Here is a 21033-nt window from a genome sequence, read left to right as displayed (position 1 = left end):
TTGGTCACTCAAAAAACATTTCCTTTCCATCTTTCCGTTTGGGTAAGTAAAGCTCCACTTCTGTCCCCACTCCCTCTATACTTTTTACGATGATTTCCCCTTGATGCTGCTTCAAAATATTTTTTGCAATCGATAGCCCTAGACCAGACCCCCCTGTTTCCCTGCTCCTGGCCTTGTCCACCCGGTAAAAACGCTCAAAGACATTCTCTATTTCACACTCAGGTATGCCAATCCCATAATCTTTTACGGTAATGATGGTCAATTGGTTATTTTCCATTAAATACACATCAATCTTATCTGTACTGTATTTGATCGCGTTATCGATTAAAATAATAATCGCTTGTTTTAGCTTGACTTCATCCGCTAATACCGAAATAGCAGGTTCTTGGTAATGGAGATTAATTTCTCTTTTATAGGCACTTTTAATCTGCTTAAGTATATTCTCACACAGCGATACTAAATTGATTAATTTTGTCTCTAAACGATTTCCTGATTCGGTATCAGCTAAGTCCAGAAACCTTTCTGTCATTTTTTGAATTCTAGTTGCTTCGGAATGTATCGATTCAATCGCATCATGGGCAACCTCTTCATTTTTTAGTCCCCGTCTTAGCAAAAGGTCCGCATAACTTTTGATTACCGTGAGCGGGGTTTTTAATTCATGCGAAGCATCAGAAATAAATTGCCTCTGTTTTTCTAGATTTGCTTCTAATCTGCCAATCATCCGATTAAACGTAACCGCTAACTTTTGCAGTTCATCCTTTGTTTCATATTGGATCACTATCTTTTTAGGAATACCACTTTGTTCAATATCCTCCATAGTGTTGATCATATTAGAGATCGGCCTCATGATCAGATTCGATAACCATCTGCCGCCGAGCAGCGATAATACCGCACCTAAAATGGTACAAAAGATAAGAATAGAAAGTAATAAGTCTTTTCCAGTTTCCAATCCTACTAATTTCTCCCCGAACTCTAGAGTTTCAACAACTTGTCCCTTTGATTGAATTGGAACCCTAACAATGGCAATTTGTTCTTCACCGCTCTTTTGTCTAATTGTGCGCCTTTGTGTCCCCTTTTCAGTAGCGAATTGCGGTTTTATTTTAGCCGCCAATTGAGGATCATTCGTAACTTGATTGACAATTTTCGAATCTGGTTGAACAATCCTTATAAAGGAATGGTTCGTTAAATAGGGCGTTAATTTCTCTTTAATAACAGTAGGAGAATCTTGCTTGTTGATTTCATTTATCAAATAATCAGCCTTTTGAAATAGTTCACCATCTTCCATATTGACAGTAATCTTCATAAATGAAAAAAAGACAACCGCATTCACAGCAAGTAACACACAAAGTATCCATGTTGTTGTAATTAGATTTATTTTTGTCGTAATCTTCATTGGATTAAATCTCCCTTATGGTATAACCAATTCCCCTTACTGTCTGGATAATCGTTGGGTCCGAAAAACCTTCTTCAATTTTCTTTCGCAAATGTCTTATAAATACATCGATTACATTTGTTTCCCCTTCATATTCATAGCCCCATACATGAAGAAGGATGCTCTCCCTCGTGACAATTCTATTTTTATTGGATAGTAAATAAACAAGTAAATCGAATTCCTTTGGGGTTAACGTGATCAGAGTCTCCCCCCTTGTGACCTCTCTCGTATCTAAATTAACAGTTAAATCCCTTATTTCTAATAAGGAATCATTTGATTGTGAAGCCATGACCGCAATGGAACTTTGACGAAGACAAGCACGAATTCTTGCTAATAATTCCTCAATTTCAAAAGGCTTTGTGATATAATCATTCGCTCCCTGATCAAGTCCTGCAACCTTATCCATTGTCATATTACGGGCCGTTAATAAAATAACAGGGATTAGGTTATTTTCTTTTCGTATTTTTCTTAAAACCTCAATGCCATTCATCTCAGGCAACATAACATCCAATAATATTAAATCTATTTCTTCATTTAAGGCTGCCTGCAAACCTGATTTCCCATCATATGCGATAATTGCTTCGTATCCCTCATACTCGAGTTCGATCTTTAATATCTTGGCAATTTGTTTTTCATCCTCTACCACCAATATTCGCTGTTTCATCGTCATCCCTCCTTTTCTAATTCTATAGCCTAGATGATTTTTATAATTCGTGAAACTCTCTACTTCAATTTAGCATTATTTTTGCTTAGTTTTCTTATTTTCATTGAATTTTAATCTTCCACTCATTCTTGATTCACGTTAAATGTACACGTCAAAAACTCCTTCATTTTGTGGAAGGAGTTTTTGAGGATAATGGTGTCAGGCACCTATTGAATTTGATTATTTGCTTTTTCCGTCAACAGCTCTTGCAGAGAATGCTTTCGGATGGCTAATACAAGATCGGCTAGGAAATATAAGCCTATTGCTGACCAGACCCATGTCCAAAAGGGTTCTACTACATCGTACAGTGAGACTATCCCAGGATGAACCCATTTAATACATAGGAGCGACAGGATCATCCAGGATAAAGAAAAGGATAGACAAATATGGCCATGAAGCTGCATTGGTGTATCGGTATAATCCCACCATTTCCGGTTAAAAAGCTTCTGCAACAGTGCTCCTGTCAAATATTCCACCATTGTTGGGATTAGGAGGCAAAAGAGCATGACCACTCCAATATTTGACTCTGGTGAAATAAAAAAGACCAAAAGCACAGGGGTAAAGCCGTACATCGGTTTAAATGGGCCATAGAGAAAATTCGGCTTTAAAAATTCCCTTTTTGTCAAAAAGTTATAACTGTTTTCAAGGAGCCAGCCTAGTAACGAATAAACTGTGAAATAAAAAATAATCGCCGCTGCTCCTTCAAGGTTAAAAAGATCTGGATTTTGAAACTCAATACCATTCAGCAAGTTAATGATCATGGCTAAACCACCTTTCATGGATAAGAATTTCCCACTTTAGGTTTAACAGCCATGCTTCCAAATATACAAAAATATTCCTCTTTTGTGCTCTTCTAACTTGTAAAAGTGTTTATTTACATTGCATGAGATTTGGCCTCTTGGTTTGACCGGAATTTTACCACCGAGGCAAATATCACGACCATGCTTCCGAGCGCAATCCATGTTAAAACTGACGTTGGATGATTCCAGCTTAAATTCTTGCTAAAGAAGAACAAGTCTCTGAGCCCTTCGACTAAAAACCGAATGGGCAGCCAAGGAAAAATCCAATCCTGGTAAAATGGCGGCATGAACTCGGGTGCCATCGCTAATAAAGGTGCACCAAAGAATAAAAGAATCACAAAAATTGGAACCCCCTTAATTCCAGTCCAGGAAAGAACTGCCGAAATCATTAAGAAAAAGCTGTAGCAAGCCAAGGCTAAGAACATGGCCGTATCTCCAAATTGAGAAATATGAACCCCAATTGCCTCCGCCATCCATGTTAATCCAAATCCTGCCACAAGGGCAATAACTGCTCCCATCAATACTTGAGCCACTAATGAACTGAACTTCTCTCTTCGATTCGTAAACGATAATTTAGATAACGTTAAAAAGATGATCACCGCACCTGCAATACTTGCCATCCAAAGCGGCTGGAATAAGGAAACTGGAGCATTTCCATTCATACTATTTGTACCGGTTTCATTAATATTCGTTACTTTTTTCGTGATTGGTGACACAAAGGCTGAAGCCTGTTTCGTAGTCACCATCCCCCCATGAGAATTAAATTCTGCAAGTAATTGCGTGCGGACATTATTATTAATTTGGTCGACAACTCCATTTAGGACAGTACCTGCCATCGTGGAGCCAGCTGTGTTTATTCCTTGATTCACTACTATTTCAATTTCAGGAGATATTGGTTCAGGACCGCGAAGTGAGGCCTGCTTCCTGGAAAAATCCTTTGGAATGACTAACGCTGCATAATAATCACGATCATCTAAACCCTTCTTTGCTTCCTGATAATTTGGGGCGGAGATAAATTTGACGGCAGGTTCTTCACCAGAAGTAGATTTGGCTGTTTTCTGGATCATGTCTGCAATTGTTTTCCCCATATTCAATTTCCCTTGCTTAGGAATATCTACCCCTTGGTCTTCATTAACAAACACAATTGGTAAATTTTTTGGAGTAGGTTGAACGGATGGAATGAGCGTTAATCCAAAAATAAGCACGACAACTAATACAATAATCGGTGATAAAAAAGCCAATTTACTTTTGAATAATTTCATGGAAATCCCCCTTTTAGTTTTCCAATATAATTAGACACAATGTTGATTAATGTCCATGTTGTATATTATAATTTGTTTATGCAGGATGGCAATAAACAATAAAAAGCTATCTGTCTATTAATTAACACAAATGAATGATACGTTTATTTTTTCTTAAAAAATTTTTTCGGAGGAATAGTCATGCCTGAAAAATCAACCGATCGACGAATTGTACGAACAAAGCGATTAATTCGTGATGCACTTACAGAGTTAATGGAGGAAAAGGGGTTTGAAGGTATAACGGTCCGAGATTTAACAGTAAAAGCGGATATTAATCGGGGAACCTTTTATTTACATTATCATGATAAATTTGATTTATTGGAGCAAAGTGAAGTGGAAATTTTAAATGAGATTGAAAAAATGACCCAAAAAATAAACCCTTCTGATTTTATGAACTTTAATAGTGAGAATGAACCATTTCCGTTCATCATTAACTTATTTGAATTTTTCCATGAAAATTCAAGTTTTATCAAAGTGATTTTGGGCCCAAAAGGCGACGCATCATTCCAGGGGAAATTAAGAGATATCATTAAAAAGGCCTTTTTCCAAAATGTGATGTCAAGAATAAACAAGGAAAATTTGCTTGTCCCAGTCGATTATCTTTTCGCCTATGTCAGTTCTGCCCATCTTGGTGTGATTCAGCATTGGCTAGAAAGCGGGATGGAAAAATCCCCGCACGAAATGGCGATAATCTTATCGCGAATCACCTTATTGGGACCTCGGCATGTGACCGGGTTGAAAATAAATTAGGCGGCCTTTTAACTAGGCTGCCTTTTTTGATTGTAAATGAACACATTGTTGACCAGTGAATGTTAATCAACACATTGTTGTTTTTTGTTTATTGCTTATCTTCCATTGCGATGTAAAATAAAATCATAACAGCGTCAACAATCCTAGGGGGAATGATTGATGGATTCAACCATAAAAGTAGAACAAGTCAGTAAAAGCTTTGGAAAAAAAACCGTATTAAATGAGGTCAACCTAACCATTGAGAAAGGGCAGCTATTTGGCTTGATTGGACCTTCTGGTGCCGGGAAAACCACACTTGTCAAAATGATAGTTGGCATGGAAAAAGCGGATGAAGGTTCGATTCAAGTATTAGATAAGAAAATGCCGAACCTTTCTTTACTTCAAGATATTGGCTATATGGCCCAAGCTGACGCCTTATATGGCGAGTTAACCGGCGAAGAGAATCTAAAGTTTTTCGCTTCCCTATTCGGATTAAATAAAGAAGCGCAGAAAAGGCGGATCACGTATGTAGCCAACTTAGTTAACCTAACTGACGACTTAAAAAAACGGGTTAGTGCTTATTCCGGTGGGATGAAACGACGCTTATCCTTAGCGATTGCGTTAATCCAAGATCCTCAAGTATTAATCTTAGATGAACCAACCGTCGGAATAGATCCCGAATTAAAGTTGTCGATTTGGAAAGAATTCTTACGTTTGAAAAATAAAGAGCAAAAGACCATTATTGTTACCACTCACGTCATGGATGAAGCCGTGAAATGTGATTATGTAGCCATGGTTCGCGATGGCCGTATTTTAACAAGTGGAACGCCAAAAGAATTAAAGGCCTTATACGGGACCGACGATTTTGATGAGGTATTCTTGAAAGCAGGGGTGAAGCAATCATGAGAGTGTTTGCGTTAGTTAAAAGAATTTTCCGGCAAATGTTTCGGGACAAACGCACCTTGGCCCTGTTGTTTGTGGCGCCACTGCTCATCCTGACCCTGATGTACTTTTTATTTAACGGCAGTTCAGTGGAACCAAAACTAGGTGTTATGGGTGTCGATAAGCAGCTTATCAGCGTATTAAAAAAAGCAGACATCCAAGTAAAACAATATGAAAAAGTCAACGCTGATACGGTGGTAGATGACGACCTTGATGGATTATTAGAACAAGAGAATGGCCGAATAAAATTAACCTTGCAAAATAGCGATCCATCCGCCGCGAAAGGCTTGCAAATGAAAGTCAGCCAAGCGGTCGCCGCTCAGGGTCAAGCTAAGTTAATTCAGCAAAATCCAGCCGCTGCAGGTATGATCCAGCAAAGCATCAAAATAGATTATGTGTATGGAAATGCAGACACCGTCTTTTTTGATGTATTAAGTCCGGTATTGGTTGGGTTCTTTGTTTTCTTCTTCGTCTTTATTATTTCAGGTATTGGGTTATTACGCGAGCGGACAACGGGAACCTTAGAACGGCTGATGTCCACGCCGATTCGGAGATGGGAAATTGTTACCGCGTACTTAGTGGGCTATGGTATTTTTGCAGTCATTCAAACCATGATCGTTGTATTCTATTCGATAAATGTATTAGATATCGTTCTTGTCGGGTCCATTGGGAATGTGCTTCTCATCAATTTAATTCTAGCGTTGGTAGCTCTCTCACTTGGAATTCTTTTATCCACATTCGCAGCTTCAGAGTTTCAAATGATTCAATTTATCCCAATCGCCGTGATCCCCCAAATATTTTTCGCAGGAATTTTCCCAATTGAAGGGATGGCAGATTGGTTACAGGCTATCGCAAAGGTTATTCCGATGTACTATGCAGGGGACGCTCTAAAAGGCGTAATGTATAAAGGGTTAGATTTAAGCGAGATTAGCGGCGATCTATTCGCTTTATTAATCTTCGCAGTAATTTTCATCATACTAAATATCTTTGCATTAAAAAAATATCGTAAACAATAATTTTAAGTCAGTATACAAATAAAGGGAGGTTGAATCATCCTCCCCTTTCTAATGGTTTTTAACGTAAAGTTTTTAAAGCATCGCTCTATGAAGCCATGTTTTTTTTTATTTTGAGAGCAATGTTTCTTCTGCTTTATTCAATCCCAGGTAGTTAAGTTTCTTTACTTTGAAGAAATCTTCAATATTAAAATATCGGTCTAAACTTAAAATCAATGCATCTTTCCTAAAGAGTATTAATCCGAATGCTGACGTATAGAGGGTTAGGCTAAGCAAATTCATATTTCCGGAAAGGATGAAATTAATTTGCATAAATAAGCAGACAAAAATAGCAGGTAATGTCATGATTCCAATTATTAAACATATGCCTATGATTAATTGAGTAATAGGTATTGTGTAATTAAAAAACTTCACATGATTTAAAGCAACATCATGAATAAACCTCTTGTAAAATTCTGGGACATTTGGCTTGTCTAATGCTTTTGTCAAATATTCAGTAAGGAACACAGTCGGTTGGTCGTACCATGATACCTCCCCTGTTTTACCTGTAATTTTAGTTACCCCTGCTAAACACCACCCAACTCCAATTAATACCCTCATGAGCACTACAAGAGATTTAAATATAATATTACTGATCGATTTTTTCATATTGTCACCTCAATTTAACTTTTCAGTTTCAACTTGAATTTCAAAGGTATATTTAAAACTCTATTATTCATTTGTTAATTATTTAGAATCTTTATACTCGAATTTCCATTTTAATGTCATAGGTTTATAGAAACCTTTAACATCATCAACGTGACGAGCTAAATCAGGTGCGCTGATCTCATAAATCAATTCATAATGACCTGATTCTGAAATATTAACGTTTGAGGCATAATGCGGATCGCCTGCCACCATTTGATAAAGTTGTCCTTCCGCAACTACTTTATTTGTATCTGCTTGATGAATTTTATATTTAATTGTTAGATATGGAATCCATTCACCTTTATGAAATCCAAAAGTATTATCTGCCGTTGCATGAATGTCTGCTTCTAAATGAATGTTTCCCTCTTTTCCACCCTTTTCAACTGGTGCCACTTCAACTGAATGGGGCATATAAACTGCATTAATCTCCATTCCGTTTTTAATTACCTGACCAATTGTTACATCTTCTCCAGCTTCCTTATGCTTTTGTTCATGTTGTTCAGAAGCCTTTTCTTTTTGATTCGTGCAAGCAGCCGATAATACAACAATTACCATTGATACTAAAATTAATAATAATTTTCTCATATGCAATACCTCCGATTATGATCTAAAGTCAAACGTTAATAATGATAATCATTATCAATTATTTTGATGATGTTGTTATAGTACAAAATAAAAATTAAAAATTCTTTTAAAAAACATTAAAAAAATTTAATTTTTTCTACAATGATCGAAGTGCCTATCTATATGCTTTTTTTCAGTTTCTTTTAATCTAGTTTTTATCAGATTATTTTTTAAATTTAGCAGAAAAATATTAATGCTATCTGTAAAGAGTGTTTTTAGGATTAAAATGGTAACTTTTATTGGATTGACCAGTCATATTAATCTAGGATATATTTATTAAATATTGATAATGATTATCATTTTCAAAATATAAAATGATTGTATCTGCTGGGGGAAATGGAATGCGATTGCTTTTGGTCGAAGATGAGATAAAAGTTGCTCGTTTTATATCACAGGGATTAAAAGAGCACCAATATGTTGTAGATGTGGCGAGCGATGGTGAAATGGCCTATGAGCTGGCTTATGCTGAAGATTATGATCTTTTAATTGTCGATCTTATGATTCCAAAGAAAAATGGAGCTCGTTTAATTAAGGAATTGAGATTGAATGGAAAAAACATTCCAATTCTTATCCTTAGCGCCAAAGATTCTGTGACTGATAAAGTAGATGGACTTGATTTAGGAGCAGACGATTATATGACAAAGCCTTTTGCATTTACGGAATTATTAGCACGTATTCGTAGTCTGTTACGGCGAAACCAAGAAAAGTCGTTACCTCTATTACAAATTGCAGATTTGAAGTTAAATCCCTCTACGCGAGAAGCGTCACGAGGGGAACTATCTATTTTTCTTTCCAATAAGGAATATGCAATCTTGGAATTCATGATGAGAAATGCACGTAAGATTTTGCCCCGAACTCTGATTCTAGAGCATGTTTGGATGGATGCTTACGATATAGAAACCAACGTGGTCGATGTATACATTAGTCACTTAAGGAATAAAATTGACAAAAACTTTGATTTAAAACTCATACGAACAATTCATAGTGTGGGTTATATGATCAAAGGAGAAGAGTAAGGTATATGAAATTTTTTAAAAGTATTGGATGGAGAATTACAATTTGGCATTCAGTTATGTTTATTTTCGTTTTATTCCTATTTAGTGGATTCTTGTATATTACCTTTTCAGATATGTTAACTAAAAAAGTTGATTCGATGCTGGCTAGGGAGCTCGGTTTAATTACATATTGTTTAGAGAAAAAGGATTCTTTTGCTGAAATTGAACAACACATTTCCGGATTGCCCAGTTTTGCAAGGGTTAATAAAGAGGAAATATATTGGCAAATTGAAAACGAGCAAGGGCAAATCATCTCAGAATCCCATAACTTGCATGGTAATAGAATCAAACGCTCAAATTTGATAGAAAAGAAGAATGAAAATTTTTTGGTCTGGAATACCGAGTTAAATGGTACACCGATTCGTGCAATGTCGGTGCCTATGAGTCCTAAGGGGAATTTCAAATATCAAGTCATAGTGGCTACATACAGTAGAATTTTAGAACAGTCTATTCTAAATCTAAAACATATTCTATTATTTCTTACATGCTGCTTTGTTGGGATTTCGGGGTTCATCGGGTGGTTGATTTCAAAAAAAACATTACAGCCTATTCATCAAATAATTAATACTACTAATCAAATTACGGCAACAAATTTATATGAACGGCTCCCTATTAAAGGGCAGGAAGATGAACTACAGAGTTTATGCATAACTCTTAACCGAATGATTGATCGACTAGAAACCTCATTCACTCAAATTCAACAGTTTACTTCCGATGTTTCTCATGAGCTTCGTACTTCCTTAACGATTATGCGAGGAGAATTGGATGTTGCTCTAAATAGAAGTAGATCAGAGGAGGAATATAAACGTATTCTTCATACAATTTTAGAAGAGGTCATTTATTTATCTGATATGGTGGAAAAATTTTTATATTTATCAAGAGATACCTCAAATTCAAATCAGATAAAGCAAAAACCAGTGAACGGAGTGTTATTACTTCAATATGTTAGAAATCATTTACTATCTTTGGTTACAAAAAAACAGATTAATTTGAATATCCAAACTCCAGAACCCCTAATTCTATACGGGGATGAAGATTTATTGCGAAGATTGTTTATCAATTTAGTGGAAAATGCAATTAAGTACACCTCAATAGGTGGAACAATTGATATCAAGGTATCTATTAAAAAAGAAATAATTTATATTGAAGTAATTGATCAAGGGATCGGTATCCCCCCGGAACACTTACCTTTTATATTTCAGAGATTTTATCGGGTGGACGATTCCCGATCAAGAGATCAAGGTGGAACCGGATTGGGATTATCTTTATGTAAATGGATTATAGAGGCTCACAAAGGGTCTATTGAGGTTCGTAGTGAACCGGGTAAAGGAACTATAGTAATTGTAGGAATGCCCTGTCTCTAAAGCTATTACAAAAAAAGGGGGATTAATCTTCCCCCCATTTTTTAATATTTTTATCGGATTGTTTTTAATGCGCCGCTCCACTGATTCACTTCGTCAAGCATAGCATTCACATTAGTAAGGTGTAATTCAGCTGGTTTGAAGACACTGCCGTTTTCAAAGTCTGTGAATAATGATAAGGTTGGATGTGTACGAACATCGGCCACTTTTAACTCACCTAAAATTCCACGTAAATGTTCAGCAGCACGTGCTCCGCCTGTTGAACCGTAGCTTACGATCCCTGCAGCTTTGTTGTTCCATGCATCACGTGCAAAATCAAGGGCATTTTTTAATGCTCCAGTGATGCTGTGGTTGTATTCTTGAACAATGAATACGAAGCCATCTAAGCTCTCAAGTTTAGCATTCCATTCTGCGATACCTGGTTCTGAAGCATCAGTTGTACCTAAGAATGGTAAATTGAAGTCCGCGATATCGACGATTTCATAATTTGCATCGCCGCGTTTGTCGGCAATCCCCTTCACCCATTCTCCAACTTGCGGGCTAACACGTCCTTGACGTGTGCTGCCTAAAATAATACCAATGTTTAATTTTGTCATTGTTTTTTCCTCCTTTGTGGATTCACCAAATAGTCTATCTAAAAAACCCAACTCCAACACCACCTATCAAGATTTATTATCTATAAAATTACGTAGTGTTCATAAATAAACAAAACACTTCTTTTACAGGATATTCCCCTGCAGTACTTTCCATTAAGATGTCCTTAATTAAAGTATTACAAAATAATATATCTCTAATTCAAAATAATTTTATAATAAATACCTTTTCTTGTCAACGTATTTAACTTTTGGTTTATGAAAGATTTTGGTTACCCAAAAAGAACAGAAAAAAACCACGTAGCACAGTTGGCTAGGTGGTTGGGGTGAACGGTGTCAGGCACCGGCTATTATCCAATTTTCACGTCATACCTGCGCTCGTCCTGAACAAAGAGGATGCCAAGTTCGTGGTGGTCACCTTCGTACAAGGCACGTTGGACGAACCGAATCTCTCCATTGGTATCGAGGACTTCTAGCTTACAGTGGGCGCGATTTTTTTGCAGTGCTTCGTAAAAAACTTTTTCATCATGAACCAAGACGCCATTTGCTTTTGAGACGATTTCCCCCACCTGCAGACCCATTTTACTTGCAGGAGACTCAGGAATGACACCAATAATCATCAGACCTTGATTCTTTTTGGAAAAATAAAACGGGAGATTATCGTCCTTCATTCCTGTGAGTAAGGTAATGATTTCACGACCGAGAACGGCCAGAGCCGCTGTTACAATCGAACTGAGCGGGAACCAGTAGCCTGCGACTGATAGAAGTGTAATGAACACCCCAAGGACGATGACCCGGCGGCCATGAAGCTGAATAGCTATTTTAGGCAGTACTCCTTTAACTTGCTGATGAAAGCCAATCGCGAATGGAACAAAGATCAACGAGTACTCTTTAGCACCCAAATGGAAGATCGGCCACCAATCGAAAGGAAGATGCAGTGCATTACCTGGAATAAGTAAGAATAACGGCAGCATCCAGAGACGCTTTCCTTCATGTAAACCTACATTTTGACCGCGTTTGCTTTTGGCAAGTTTAGGAGAAGTTCCATAACTGCCATTTTTAAAAATTAGAATCCCTTCTGCAATTAACATCAGCCCTAGTACGACGACAATAGAAGGATATATCTTGTCACTAAGTGCATGAAACGACTTTGAAAAAAGCGGAATTGACCAATTATTTTCACCTATCAATATGATGGAGAAAAAGGCTGCCCCAATCGTATATACCGGTGAAATCCATCGTACATTTGTGGTTAGTGACCACAAAAATGTAAAGCCCGCAATAAGCAGGATGGTGGCAAATGGAACCGTAATCCCTGCCACAATAACGATGATCGAAAGCACAAGTCCAATCATAAGTCCGAGTGGAAATAACTGCCGAAGTTCGAAATAGGCGTCATGTGCCCGAATATGAAAATTTTTCCGCTCACGTTTCACCCTCATAACACCTAAAATTCCAGTAAGGAAAACGAGATAGTATAAAACAGGATGAAGAAATAACTTGCCTGTCCCTTTCAGAAGTTCCACAAGCCATATTTGCACCAATTCTTGCCACCTGCCTCTATCTAAATTTCTAGTAATCTAATATGTAAAAGTCTCCTAAGGCTATTTTCGCATAGATTGTTGTTTTTCGTATTAGTTTATCAACCCGTATAACTGATGCTTCGTGGCATCTTTTCGTAAGAACATTTGCGAAAATTGCCTAGAAACTTAGTAAATGACCTTTAATTAGCTCCAAAAGCAACAAAGTTTACGAAAAGAGCCTCTCCTAAAGAGTATTTTACCAAATTACCACCATAAAACATATTGCTAGTTTTTAGAAAATGGTAAAAATATTGTACCACTAAAAATCAAAAGAAAAACAGAGGCGTAAGGCCCCTGCTTTACTCTTTGGTTATTAATCGCAATGCAGTTTGTAACTGTAGATCATTTTTCTCTTTTTTCATTTCGTCTATGGCTGCTTCTTCAAGCTTGGCAGCTGTTGCAGGACCAATTTTCCCCGTTGGCTCCATATTAGCTTGGAGTTGGAAGCCTTTAACGGCCAAGGTCGTTTCCCTGCTAAAATAACCATCTGTTCTACCTGTAGCAAAACCTAAGCCAGTCAACACCTCTTGGGCGTTTTTAACTTGCTCATTGTTCATATCCTCTTCCAATGTCTTCTCTACCTGAATCGGATGAGTGGCGAAGATGGCTGGTTGTTTAATAGCTACATCAGGCTCAATTCCTTTTTTATGAATCCAATGTCCATCTGGGGTCAACCATTTAAATAATGTTAACTTAATGTTGCTTCCATCGCCCATCGGTACAGCCTGTTGAACAGTCCCTTTTCCAAACGTAGTCTCGCCGACAAGTTGGTAACCAACCGCTTCTTGTAGGGAACCGGCAAGAATTTCCGATGCGGAGGCACTGCCTTTGTTGACAAGGACAAGTACAGGATAATCCTTTTTCTCAGTCAGGTTTGAGAAATATCGTTTTTTCTCACCATTCCGCTGCTGGATTTGAACATAAGGTTTATCTTTCGGGACAAATTCCTTTAATATCTCGCCGACACTGTCTAAAAGTCCGCCAGGGTTTCCACGCACATCAATAATCAACCCTTTAATATCATCGTTTTCTAAGGCAGATAATTCCTTTTCAAAATCAGCGGCCGTATCCTCTGAAAAAGACGTTATTTCGATATAGCCTATTTTTTTGCCCTCTTGTTTCTTAATAGAAGCATGGACTGTTTCAAGTGGAATTTCATCGCGGGTGACATCAATGTCGAGCGGATCTTTTAATCCTTTTCTGGCAATTAATAAGTGAACCTTTGTCCCTTTTTTACCGCGGATTTTGAGTGTTGCTTTATTTAAGTCTAGCCCTTCAATACTTTTACCATTGACTTTTAAAATTTGATCATTTGGCTTGATGCCTGCTTTTTCAGCAGGGGAATTTTTGAACGGCGAAACGATTACAATCTTCCCATCCACCATCCCCACTTCGGCTCCAATTCCTTCAAAGGACGATTCCAAGGCTTGGGTGAATTGTTTGGCGGTTTCCTTGTCCATATAGACAGAGTATGGATCCTTTAAGACAGATAACATCCCTTGGATCGCGCCTTCCACTAATTTTTCCTGATCTACTTTTTCAACGTACCTGCTTAAAATAAGATCATAGGCATCTTCTACTTTTTCAAGCTCCGCGCCATTGTCTTTGGTAATCATTCCATTCGCTTTTGGGGCTTGCATGAGTTCAAATTTCTTGCTGCCCACATTATGATCTAATAACTGCATGCTTGCATATGTGCCTCCCGCTCCTGTCAGGAGCGAACCCGTCATTAACAGGGCAATCCATCTACGATTCATCTCAGGTCCTCCTCGAGTTAAAAATGCCTGTCCTATCTATTTTTCTAAAAAGGCACCAAATTCCTGCCCGTTAATTAACATATATGTAAGGAATGGACGAGTTATGATGATAGATAGGTATAAAAAAAGAAGAAGCAAGAAGCTTCTCCGATTTTTTATGGTAATGGGACAATACCGACAGGATTGATTGCATAACGCTTATCCATTGTCCATGGACCTTTATGAAGTTCAAAATGCAAATGCTGCCCATGTGAGGCACCCGTATTACCCATAATACCAATCTTTTGACCCTTTTTAACAGAAGCTCCGCTGCCGACAGAACGTGAGGTCATATGAGCATAGACGGTTGTATAAACTTGTCCGTTAATCGAGTGAGAAACGAAAATACAATTTCCATACGTACTAGAATAATAGGATCTACTTACTACACCACTTGCTGCCGCAACGATTGCCACTTTGTTCCCGTTAGCAATATCGACGCCATAGTGCATCTCGCTACCACGACCGCCAAAACCCGAACTAAGGTATCCCGCAGCCGGCTGGGTCCAATATCCGCTGGAAACATTCGGTGTGGAATTAGATTGAGAACCACTATTATTTCCATTGTTTGAGCTTGTGGTACTCCTTCTTTTCGCTTCTTCTGCGGCTCTTGCTTGAGCCTCTTTTTCCATTTGAATGGCCTTTTGAATCGCAGCTTCTTGAGCAGCAAGAAGTTGCTCCTCCTCTTGCAATTCCATCATACCCTCATGGGCTTCTTCTTCCTGGTCTTTAAGACTTGCTAATAGTTTATCTTTTTCTTTCTTTTGTTGATTCAATTGCTGATTCATATTTTTTAAGTCTGCTAGCATGGTTTGTAGGCTGGAAAGATCCTTTTCTACTTTTGCTTGTTTCTGAGCAAGTTCCTCTTTATCGGCCTCATGCTGCTTAATAATCTCTTGGTCTGCCTGCACGATGGTAGCAACCGCATTGGCACGGTCAATGAAATCGCTAAAGCTCGTTGATCCCATTAACACATCCAAATAATTGACCATGCCGCCATTTTCTTGATAGGTGCGGGCCCGTTCCTTTAAAAGTACATTTCTCTTTTTAATCCGCTCGATGATAACTTTGGTTTCTGCTTGGAGTTTCGCAACCTCGGCTTTTGTTTCTTTTATCTTTTCCGATTTATCATCTATTTTCGTGATGGTATCTTCAATCGCAAAGTCAAGACGTTTCATTTCACTCTTTACGTCTATCTGCTGATCTTTTAATGTGTTAATCTTATCGTTTGCTTGATTGATATCCGATTTTATACTGGAACGTTTGTCATGGATTTTATTTTGTTCACCTTTTAGACTGGAAATTGATTCAGCTTCTGTTTTAATAGAAACTCCGCCAAATATTGTCCCTAGCCCAACCGTTGCAGCAACGGCGATTGTGATTACTGATTTCTTCATTTTCCGGTTACTCCTCCCCTTCTCTCTATGTACAGGTAAATCGAATGTTTATCTGTTTGTGGACGAATGTTGTTGTACGAAACATTTTGAGTGACTCATGCGTCTATTCTAGTAATAGGTCGGACGACAATAGTAAATCAGGAAGGGTCAAAGAGACATCCTTCCTGATTCAATAAGAAACATAACTATTTCGATATTGATTTCAGACTTGTTGCTACTAAACGATCGCTTTTGCTTTACTGATTATACCTTTAAGAATTTTCTTACGGACATTAAGCTGCCCCAAATTCCGATCAGCGCACCCATTAAAATCAGAATCCCGGAAACCTGGTACATAAATGGGTCAAATGGAAGCACCTTAATGAAGGTTCCTTCAAGACGCGGGCCAATATAATCATAAGCACGATAGTAGGCAATTGAAATCAAGATAATTGGCAAAATCGACCCAATTATACCGAGCCATAGTCCTTCTAAAAAGAACGGCCAACGGATGAACGTATTGGTTGCTCCTACTAACCTCATAATCTTTATTTCTCTACGTCTTGCAATAATCGTAATTTTAATAGTATTTGAGATTAAGAAAATAGCCGTAAAGAATAAGCCGATAATCAATACCACTCCAACATTGCGGCTTGCTTTAATAAACTTAAATAATTTTTCCACCTTGCCCTGGCCATACTTTACCTTGGCAACATAATTGGATTTTTTGATTTGATTAGCTACTTCCATTGTATCTGTCGGTTTTTTCGTTTTTACGATATATACATCGTTTAAAGGATTATCTTGTTCAAAAAGTTTAAAGGACTTGCCTTCTTCCCCAAGACTTTCAACTAAATTGTCTAGTTCCTTCTGTTTAGAGGAGAAGGTGACACTTTTTACTTCAGGCATGCTTTCTATCTCAGTTTTTAATTTTTGCTGATCTTGTGCATTTGCAGCAACGTCAATGTGAACGCGAATTTGCACATCCTCTTCAATCGTTTCTGCCACTCTGTTAAGATTCATCATAATAACGAAAAAGACACCAACTAAAATCAAGGTAACGGTAACAGCACTTACGGATGCAAAGGTCATCCAGCCATTTCTGCTGATATTCTTTAGACTATCTCGAGAGTGACGGCCAATTGTTCTAATTTTCATAACCGTATTCACCTCTTTCATCATCTCGCACGATTTTTCCGCCTTCAATGGCAATTACACGATGTTGCAATGTATTAACAATCTCTCGGTTATGGGTTGCCATAACGATAGTCGTTCCTCTTGAGTTTATTTCTTCAAATATTTTCATGATTTCCCACGATGTTTCCGGGTCAAGGTTTCCGGTCGGCTCGTCCGCAATCACCACTTTCGGCGAATTGACGATGGAGCGGGCAATAGAAACACGTTGTTGCTCTCCACCAGAAAGCTCTGATGGCAGCATTTTTATCTTATGCTTTAAGTTAACAAGCTCGAGTACTTCCATTACTCGTTTTTTAATAACCTTAGGCTGGGCTTCAATAACCTCTAAGGCAAAGGCTACATTTTCATAGACAGTTAATCTTGGTAGAAGCTTAAAGTCTTGAAAGACAACGCCAAGATTCCGTCGGAAGATAGGAACTTTTTTCATTTTTAATTTTGCAAGGTTTACACCATTCATGGTGATCGTTCCAGAAGTAGGAACTTCCTCACGATACATCATTTTAATGAATGTCGATTTTCCGGCACCACTTGGTCCGACGACATAGACAAATTCGCCCTGGTTTATCCGGACGTCCATCCCATTAATGGCTGAAACTCCATTTGGATATTTTTTATAAACATCTTGTAGTTCTATCATTTTTATCACCTTTATTTAAAGATTTTCTCGAAACTTTTTCGACAATAATCTTTATTTATTTGCAAAATGGACTAGGATAACAAAAAATATGTGCATAATTTCGCATAATTCTATTATAACATCATAAATTGCTAAAAAAAGCGGTAAAAATATTACAGTTTCTTTTCAAAGAATTACAAAACTCGACATTTTTTTCATTTTCAGGCGAAAAAAAACGCCCTGTTTTTTTAACAGAACGTTTTAGATACTCTTATTTTTTTGCTGCAAGCCATTCAGCCACTTGATTTGCATCATCGCCGCTCACTACGTTTGCAGGCATTTGACCTTTACCATTTTTAATAATATTTAATATTTCGTCCTTAGAGTACTTAGAACCAACCTTAGTTAGGTTTGGACCCATACCTCCCGTTAAATCGCCGCCATGACAACTAGAACATTTTTGGTCAAAAATCTTTGCCCCCGCATCGCTAGTCGCGGTTTCTGTTCCATTGTTGTCATTGTCTTTATCGTTGCCTCCGCAGGCAGCAAGACCCAAAACCAATGCCGTTCCCATCAACATTGTAAGTAGCTTTTTTTTCATACTTTTACCCCCTTCAGAAATAATTACCATCAATGCCCTATTATACCAATCCTACTCCCGTTTGAAACCCTCTCCCAGCACTTCTGCAGCATCCATAACGACCACAAATGCAGATGGGTCAAGAGCTTTGACCAATTGTTTCAATTTTGTGAACTCTGTTTGATCAACAACACACATTAAAACTGGTCGTTCATGGTCGGTAAATCCACCATATGCTGATAGTTTTGTCACACCACGATCTATTTTATTCAAAATTCCTGCACGAACTTCATCTTGTTTATTTGTAATAATCATGGCCATTTTTGATCTTCCAAACCCAACCTGAACGAGGTCAATCGTTTTGCTGGTTACATAGAGGGCAATCAATGCATATAATCCCTTCTCGATATCAAACACGATCGCAGCAGTGAGTACGATTAATCCATCAATAATGACAACACATCGTCCCAGGGTAAACCCTGTATATTTATTGATAATTTGGGCGGCAAGGTCCGTCCCTCCAGTCGATGCCTTCCCCCTGAAAACAATTCCCAGACCAAGCCCGACACCAATTCCACCAAATAATGCCCCGAGTAAGGCATCATGCGTCCAAGGCTCTAATTTGTTTGTAAAAAAAACAACTAACGGTAAAAAAATCGTTCCCACTAGGGTTTTTACACCAAAATGCTTTCCTAAAAAGACCACACCTGCTATAAATAAGGGAATATTAAAAGCCCACTGTACGTATGCTGGCTCCCAACCTAGGACTGTTTTTAGAATCGTACTAATGCCGCTTACTCCACCTGAGGCCACTTGGTTCGGAAGCAAGAAAACGTTAAAGACAAGACCAATAATTCCCGAACCAATTAAGACAAAAAGATAATCGATCGCTATTCTCATTTTGGGATAGGATTGTGTTAAATTACTTAATATATTCATAAAGCTATTCTCCTCAAAAATTGATTATTTAAGGCTATTTTCGCATAGATTGTTGTTTTTCGTATAAGTTCATCAACCCGTATACCTATATGCTTCGTGGCATCTTTTCGTAAGAACATTTGCGAAAATGCCTAGAAACTTAGTAAATGACCCTTATAAAGCTCCAAAAGCAACAATATTTACGAAAAGAGCCTTATTTAAAGATAATTTCTACCAACCGAAAGTGAGTATAGCATGGTCAAATTTTGGTGTAAATGGCAGTAAGTTGACGTGGTAAAGGATTAAAATTACCCTTAGCATTTACCATTTAACTGGTTTTTATAAAGAGTTCTCATTGGAGCAGTGTAGCTTCAAAATTTTAAGTAATTCTACCTCAGCCCCTAAGACACGATCACACTACCCCCAACATGATCGGCAACTAAATCCAAAAAAATAAGCCTTTGCCGAATGGGTCGGCAAAGGCTTCATATATTTATTGTCCGAATTATGAAATTCTCGACCTTAGATACGCATTAATAAACTGGTCCAAATCCCCGTCCATAACAGCCTGAACATTCCCGCTTTCTGTGCTAGTCCGGTGATCTTTCACCATCGAATATGGATGGAAAACGTAAGAACGAATTTGACTTCCCCAGCCGATTTCTTTCTGCTCGCCGCGAATTTCTAGTAACTCTTGTTCTTGACGCTCAATTTCCAGTTGATACAACTTGGCTTTTAGCATTTTCAGCGCTGCCTCGCGGTTTTTAATTTGCGAACGTTCCGCTTGGCATGTGACAACCACGCCAGTTGGCAGGTGGGTAATCCGGATAGCTGAATCAGTGGTGTTAATATGCTGTCCGCCCGCTCCAGTCGCACGATACGTATCAATTTTTAAATCCTCGGTCCGAACTTCTATTTGGATGTCGTCATTAAGTTCAGGCATTACTTCACAGGAAACGAACGAAGTATGGCGACGGCCTGAGGAATCAAATGGAGAAATCCTTACCAGACGATGAACCCCTTTTTCTGCCTTCAAGTAGCCATAGGCATTATGTCCTTTGATCGCCAGCGTCACACTCTTAATCCCCGCTTCATCACCTGGCAAGTAATCGAGTGTCTCGACCTTAAAGCCCTTTTTCTCCGCCCAACGGGTATACATCCGTAACAGCATCGAGCCCCAGTCCTGTGATTCTGTTCCGCCAGCACCAGGGTGAAGCTCCAAAATCGCATTATTTTTATCGTACTCCTCACTTAGGAGAAGCTGCAGTTCAAATTGACTTAATCGCGCTGTTAGCTGTTGAAGTTCATCTTCTAACTCAGCACGCAATTCTTCATCATTTTCTTCTTTGACAAGTTCATAGCTTATTTCCAGATTTTCAAAGCTATTGTTTAGATCATAAAATTCATTAACCTGATCCTTTAGTCCATTTGCTTCACTAATGACTGTCTGTGCTGCTTGCTGATCATTCCAAAAATCAGGATGAAGCATCTCATCATCTAGCTCAGCAATTCTTGCTTCTTTATTCTCAAGGTCAAAGAGACCCCCTAAAGTCCGCTAATTTCTTAGCTGTTTTTTCAAGTTCATTACGAATTTCTGCTAATTCCATTATTTTCACCTCTATAAAAAATTAAAATATATCCTGTATTGTATTTTATTCCGAAAACGATTCTCAGTTCCTATACCATTATAGCGTGATAGCCGTCTAAATTTCAAAGTTTGGCCAAAA

20 protein-coding genes are annotated in these 21033 nt (G+C 38.1%); 5 read left to right on the top strand and 15 right to left on the bottom strand.

Annotation, left to right across the window (positions count from 1 at the left end):
- Positions 1 to 4: 4 nt before the first annotated feature.
- The 4 genes from ACJ004_RS09730 to ACJ004_RS09715 form a co-directional block, all read right to left on the bottom strand.
- Positions 5 to 1393 (bottom strand): sensor histidine kinase, encoded by a 1389-nt coding sequence (locus ACJ004_RS09730; RefSeq protein WP_410892723.1) that lies wholly within the window; start codon positions 1391 to 1393, stop codon positions 5 to 7.
- 4 nt (positions 1394 to 1397) lie between these two features.
- On the bottom strand, positions 1398 to 2096 hold the full coding sequence (locus tag ACJ004_RS09725; protein ID WP_410892722.1) for a response regulator transcription factor: 699 nt from the start codon (positions 2094 to 2096) through the stop codon (positions 1398 to 1400).
- A 206-nt stretch (positions 2097 to 2302) separates the two neighbouring features.
- Positions 2303 to 2896: a putative ABC transporter permease gene (locus ACJ004_RS09720; RefSeq protein WP_410892721.1), complete on the bottom strand. Its 594-nt coding sequence runs from the start codon at positions 2894 to 2896 to the stop codon at positions 2303 to 2305.
- 113 nt (positions 2897 to 3009) lie between these two features.
- On the bottom strand, positions 3010 to 4197 hold the full coding sequence (locus ACJ004_RS09715; protein ID WP_410892720.1) for a YhgE/Pip domain-containing protein: 1188 nt from the start codon (positions 4195 to 4197) through the stop codon (positions 3010 to 3012).
- A 180-nt stretch (positions 4198 to 4377) separates the two neighbouring features.
- Between ACJ004_RS09715 and ACJ004_RS09710 the strand changes: the two genes are divergently transcribed.
- From ACJ004_RS09710 to ACJ004_RS09700, 3 genes are all read left to right on the top strand, one after another.
- Entirely contained in the window at positions 4378 to 4986 is a 609-nt protein-coding gene (locus ACJ004_RS09710) for a TetR/AcrR family transcriptional regulator (RefSeq protein ID WP_410892719.1), read from the top strand.
- A gap of 159 nt (positions 4987 to 5145) precedes the next feature.
- A complete protein-coding gene (locus ACJ004_RS09705; RefSeq protein ID WP_410892718.1) occupies positions 5146 to 5871 on the top strand; it encodes an ABC transporter ATP-binding protein in 726 nt (241 codons plus the stop codon).
- Positions 5868 to 6923 carry an ABC transporter permease gene (locus ACJ004_RS09700; protein WP_410892717.1) on the top strand — a complete coding sequence of 352 codons (1056 nt, stop codon included), beginning with the start codon at positions 5868 to 5870 and terminating at the stop codon, positions 6921 to 6923. Before ACJ004_RS09705 ends, ACJ004_RS09700 begins: the two co-directional genes overlap by 4 nt.
- A gap of 105 nt (positions 6924 to 7028) precedes the next feature.
- Here the strand turns inward: ACJ004_RS09700 and ACJ004_RS09695 are convergent, their stop codons facing one another.
- Both ACJ004_RS09695 and ACJ004_RS09690 read right to left on the bottom strand, forming a co-directional pair.
- On the bottom strand, positions 7029 to 7568 hold the full coding sequence (locus ACJ004_RS09695) for a hypothetical protein (protein ID WP_410892716.1): 540 nt from the start codon (positions 7566 to 7568) through the stop codon (positions 7029 to 7031).
- A 78-nt stretch (positions 7569 to 7646) separates the two neighbouring features.
- Complete coding sequence (locus ACJ004_RS09690) at positions 7647 to 8192, bottom strand: iron transporter (RefSeq protein ID WP_410892715.1); 546 nt, start codon at positions 8190 to 8192, stop codon at positions 7647 to 7649.
- Between the two features lie 380 nt (positions 8193 to 8572).
- Here ACJ004_RS09690 and ACJ004_RS09685 point away from each other — a divergent pair, with 380 nt between their 5' ends.
- The gene (locus tag ACJ004_RS09685) at positions 8573 to 9247 is read left to right on the top strand and encodes a response regulator (protein ID WP_410892714.1); all 675 of its coding nucleotides are present in this window, start codon (positions 8573 to 8575) and stop codon (positions 9245 to 9247) included.
- A 5-nt stretch (positions 9248 to 9252) separates the two neighbouring features.
- A complete protein-coding gene (locus ACJ004_RS09680) occupies positions 9253 to 10650 on the top strand; it encodes a sensor histidine kinase (RefSeq protein ID WP_410892713.1) in 1398 nt (465 codons plus the stop codon).
- A gap of 50 nt (positions 10651 to 10700) precedes the next feature.
- Here the strand turns inward: ACJ004_RS09680 and ACJ004_RS09675 are convergent, their stop codons facing one another.
- From ACJ004_RS09675 to prfB, 9 genes are all read right to left on the bottom strand, one after another.
- Positions 10701 to 11294 carry an NADPH-dependent FMN reductase gene (locus tag ACJ004_RS09675; protein WP_410892712.1) on the bottom strand — a complete coding sequence of 198 codons (594 nt, stop codon included), beginning with the start codon at positions 11292 to 11294 and terminating at the stop codon, positions 10701 to 10703.
- 296 nt (positions 11295 to 11590) lie between these two features.
- Positions 11591 to 12784: a PDZ domain-containing protein gene (locus tag ACJ004_RS09670; protein ID WP_410892711.1), complete on the bottom strand. Its 1194-nt coding sequence runs from the start codon at positions 12782 to 12784 to the stop codon at positions 11591 to 11593.
- Between the two features lie 338 nt (positions 12785 to 13122).
- On the bottom strand, positions 13123 to 14580 hold the full coding sequence (locus ACJ004_RS09665) for a S41 family peptidase (RefSeq protein ID WP_410892710.1): 1458 nt from the start codon (positions 14578 to 14580) through the stop codon (positions 13123 to 13125).
- Positions 14581 to 14735: 155 nt separating this feature from the next.
- A complete protein-coding gene (locus ACJ004_RS09660) occupies positions 14736 to 16016 on the bottom strand; it encodes a murein hydrolase activator EnvC family protein (RefSeq protein WP_410892709.1) in 1281 nt (426 codons plus the stop codon).
- Between the two features lie 243 nt (positions 16017 to 16259).
- A complete protein-coding gene (gene ftsX / locus ACJ004_RS09655) occupies positions 16260 to 17153 on the bottom strand; it encodes a permease-like cell division protein FtsX (RefSeq protein WP_410892708.1) in 894 nt (297 codons plus the stop codon).
- Positions 17143 to 17829, bottom strand: coding sequence for a cell division ATP-binding protein FtsE (gene ftsE / locus ACJ004_RS09650; protein WP_410892707.1), 687 nt, complete (start codon positions 17827 to 17829; stop codon positions 17143 to 17145). Before ftsE ends, ftsX begins: the two co-directional genes overlap by 11 nt.
- A gap of 250 nt (positions 17830 to 18079) precedes the next feature.
- Complete coding sequence (gene cccB / locus ACJ004_RS09645) at positions 18080 to 18409, bottom strand: cytochrome c551 (protein ID WP_410892706.1); 330 nt, start codon at positions 18407 to 18409, stop codon at positions 18080 to 18082.
- Positions 18410 to 18460: 51 nt separating this feature from the next.
- Positions 18461 to 19327 (bottom strand): YitT family protein, encoded by an 867-nt coding sequence (locus ACJ004_RS09640; protein ID WP_410892705.1) that lies wholly within the window; start codon positions 19325 to 19327, stop codon positions 18461 to 18463.
- 484 nt (positions 19328 to 19811) lie between these two features.
- A protein-coding gene (prfB, locus tag ACJ004_RS09635; RefSeq protein WP_410892704.1) for a peptide chain release factor 2 occupies positions 19812 to 20913 on the bottom strand; the annotation gives its coding sequence in 2 pieces (ribosomal slippage) (positions 19812 to 20840 and positions 20842 to 20913; 1101 coding nt in all).
- Between the last annotated feature and the right edge of the window lie 120 nt (positions 20914 to 21033).

It is taken from the genome of Neobacillus sp. 204, from assembly GCF_046562815.1.
GTDB lineage: Bacteria > Bacillota > Bacilli > Bacillales > Cytobacillaceae > Neobacillus.
Note: the sequence above shows the minus strand (reverse complement) of the source record. Positions and strands in the feature narration are given on the sequence as shown.

Excerpts from the sequence above, each read along its gene's own strand:
- ACJ004_RS09690 (WP_410892715.1), bottom strand. The coding sequence starts at position 8,192 with ATGAGAAAATTATTATTAATTTTAGTATCAATGGTAATTGTTGTATTA.
- ACJ004_RS09680 (WP_410892713.1), top strand. The coding sequence starts at position 9,253 with ATGAAATTTTTTAAAAGTATTGGATGGAGAATTACAATTTGGCATTCA.
- ftsX (WP_410892708.1), bottom strand. The coding sequence starts at position 17,153 with ATGAAAATTAGAACAATTGGCCGTCACTCTCGAGATAGTCTAAAGAAT.
- ACJ004_RS09640 (WP_410892705.1), bottom strand. The coding sequence starts at position 19,327 with ATGAATATATTAAGTAATTTAACACAATCCTATCCCAAAATGAGAATA.
- ACJ004_RS09705 (WP_410892718.1), top strand. The coding sequence starts at position 5,146 with ATGGATTCAACCATAAAAGTAGAACAAGTCAGTAAAAGCTTTGGAAAA.
- ACJ004_RS09715 (WP_410892720.1), bottom strand. The coding sequence starts at position 4,197 with ATGAAATTATTCAAAAGTAAATTGGCTTTTTTATCACCGATTATTGTA.
- ACJ004_RS09660 (WP_410892709.1), bottom strand. The coding sequence starts at position 16,016 with ATGAAGAAATCAGTAATCACAATCGCCGTTGCTGCAACGGTTGGGCTA.
- ACJ004_RS09725 (WP_410892722.1), bottom strand. The coding sequence starts at position 2,096 with ATGAAACAGCGAATATTGGTGGTAGAGGATGAAAAACAAATTGCCAAG.
- ACJ004_RS09665 (WP_410892710.1), bottom strand. The coding sequence starts at position 14,580 with ATGAATCGTAGATGGATTGCCCTGTTAATGACGGGTTCGCTCCTGACA.
- ACJ004_RS09730 (WP_410892723.1), bottom strand. The coding sequence starts at position 1,393 with ATGAAGATTACGACAAAAATAAATCTAATTACAACAACATGGATACTT.
- ACJ004_RS09700 (WP_410892717.1), top strand. The coding sequence starts at position 5,868 with ATGAGAGTGTTTGCGTTAGTTAAAAGAATTTTCCGGCAAATGTTTCGG.
- ftsE (WP_410892707.1), bottom strand. The coding sequence starts at position 17,829 with ATGATAGAACTACAAGATGTTTATAAAAAATATCCAAATGGAGTTTCA.
- ACJ004_RS09695 (WP_410892716.1), bottom strand. The coding sequence starts at position 7,568 with ATGAAAAAATCGATCAGTAATATTATATTTAAATCTCTTGTAGTGCTC.
- ACJ004_RS09710 (WP_410892719.1), top strand. The coding sequence starts at position 4,378 with ATGCCTGAAAAATCAACCGATCGACGAATTGTACGAACAAAGCGATTA.
- cccB (WP_410892706.1), bottom strand. The coding sequence starts at position 18,409 with ATGAAAAAAAAGCTACTTACAATGTTGATGGGAACGGCATTGGTTTTG.
- ACJ004_RS09685 (WP_410892714.1), top strand. The coding sequence starts at position 8,573 with ATGCGATTGCTTTTGGTCGAAGATGAGATAAAAGTTGCTCGTTTTATA.
- ACJ004_RS09720 (WP_410892721.1), bottom strand. The coding sequence starts at position 2,896 with ATGATCATTAACTTGCTGAATGGTATTGAGTTTCAAAATCCAGATCTT.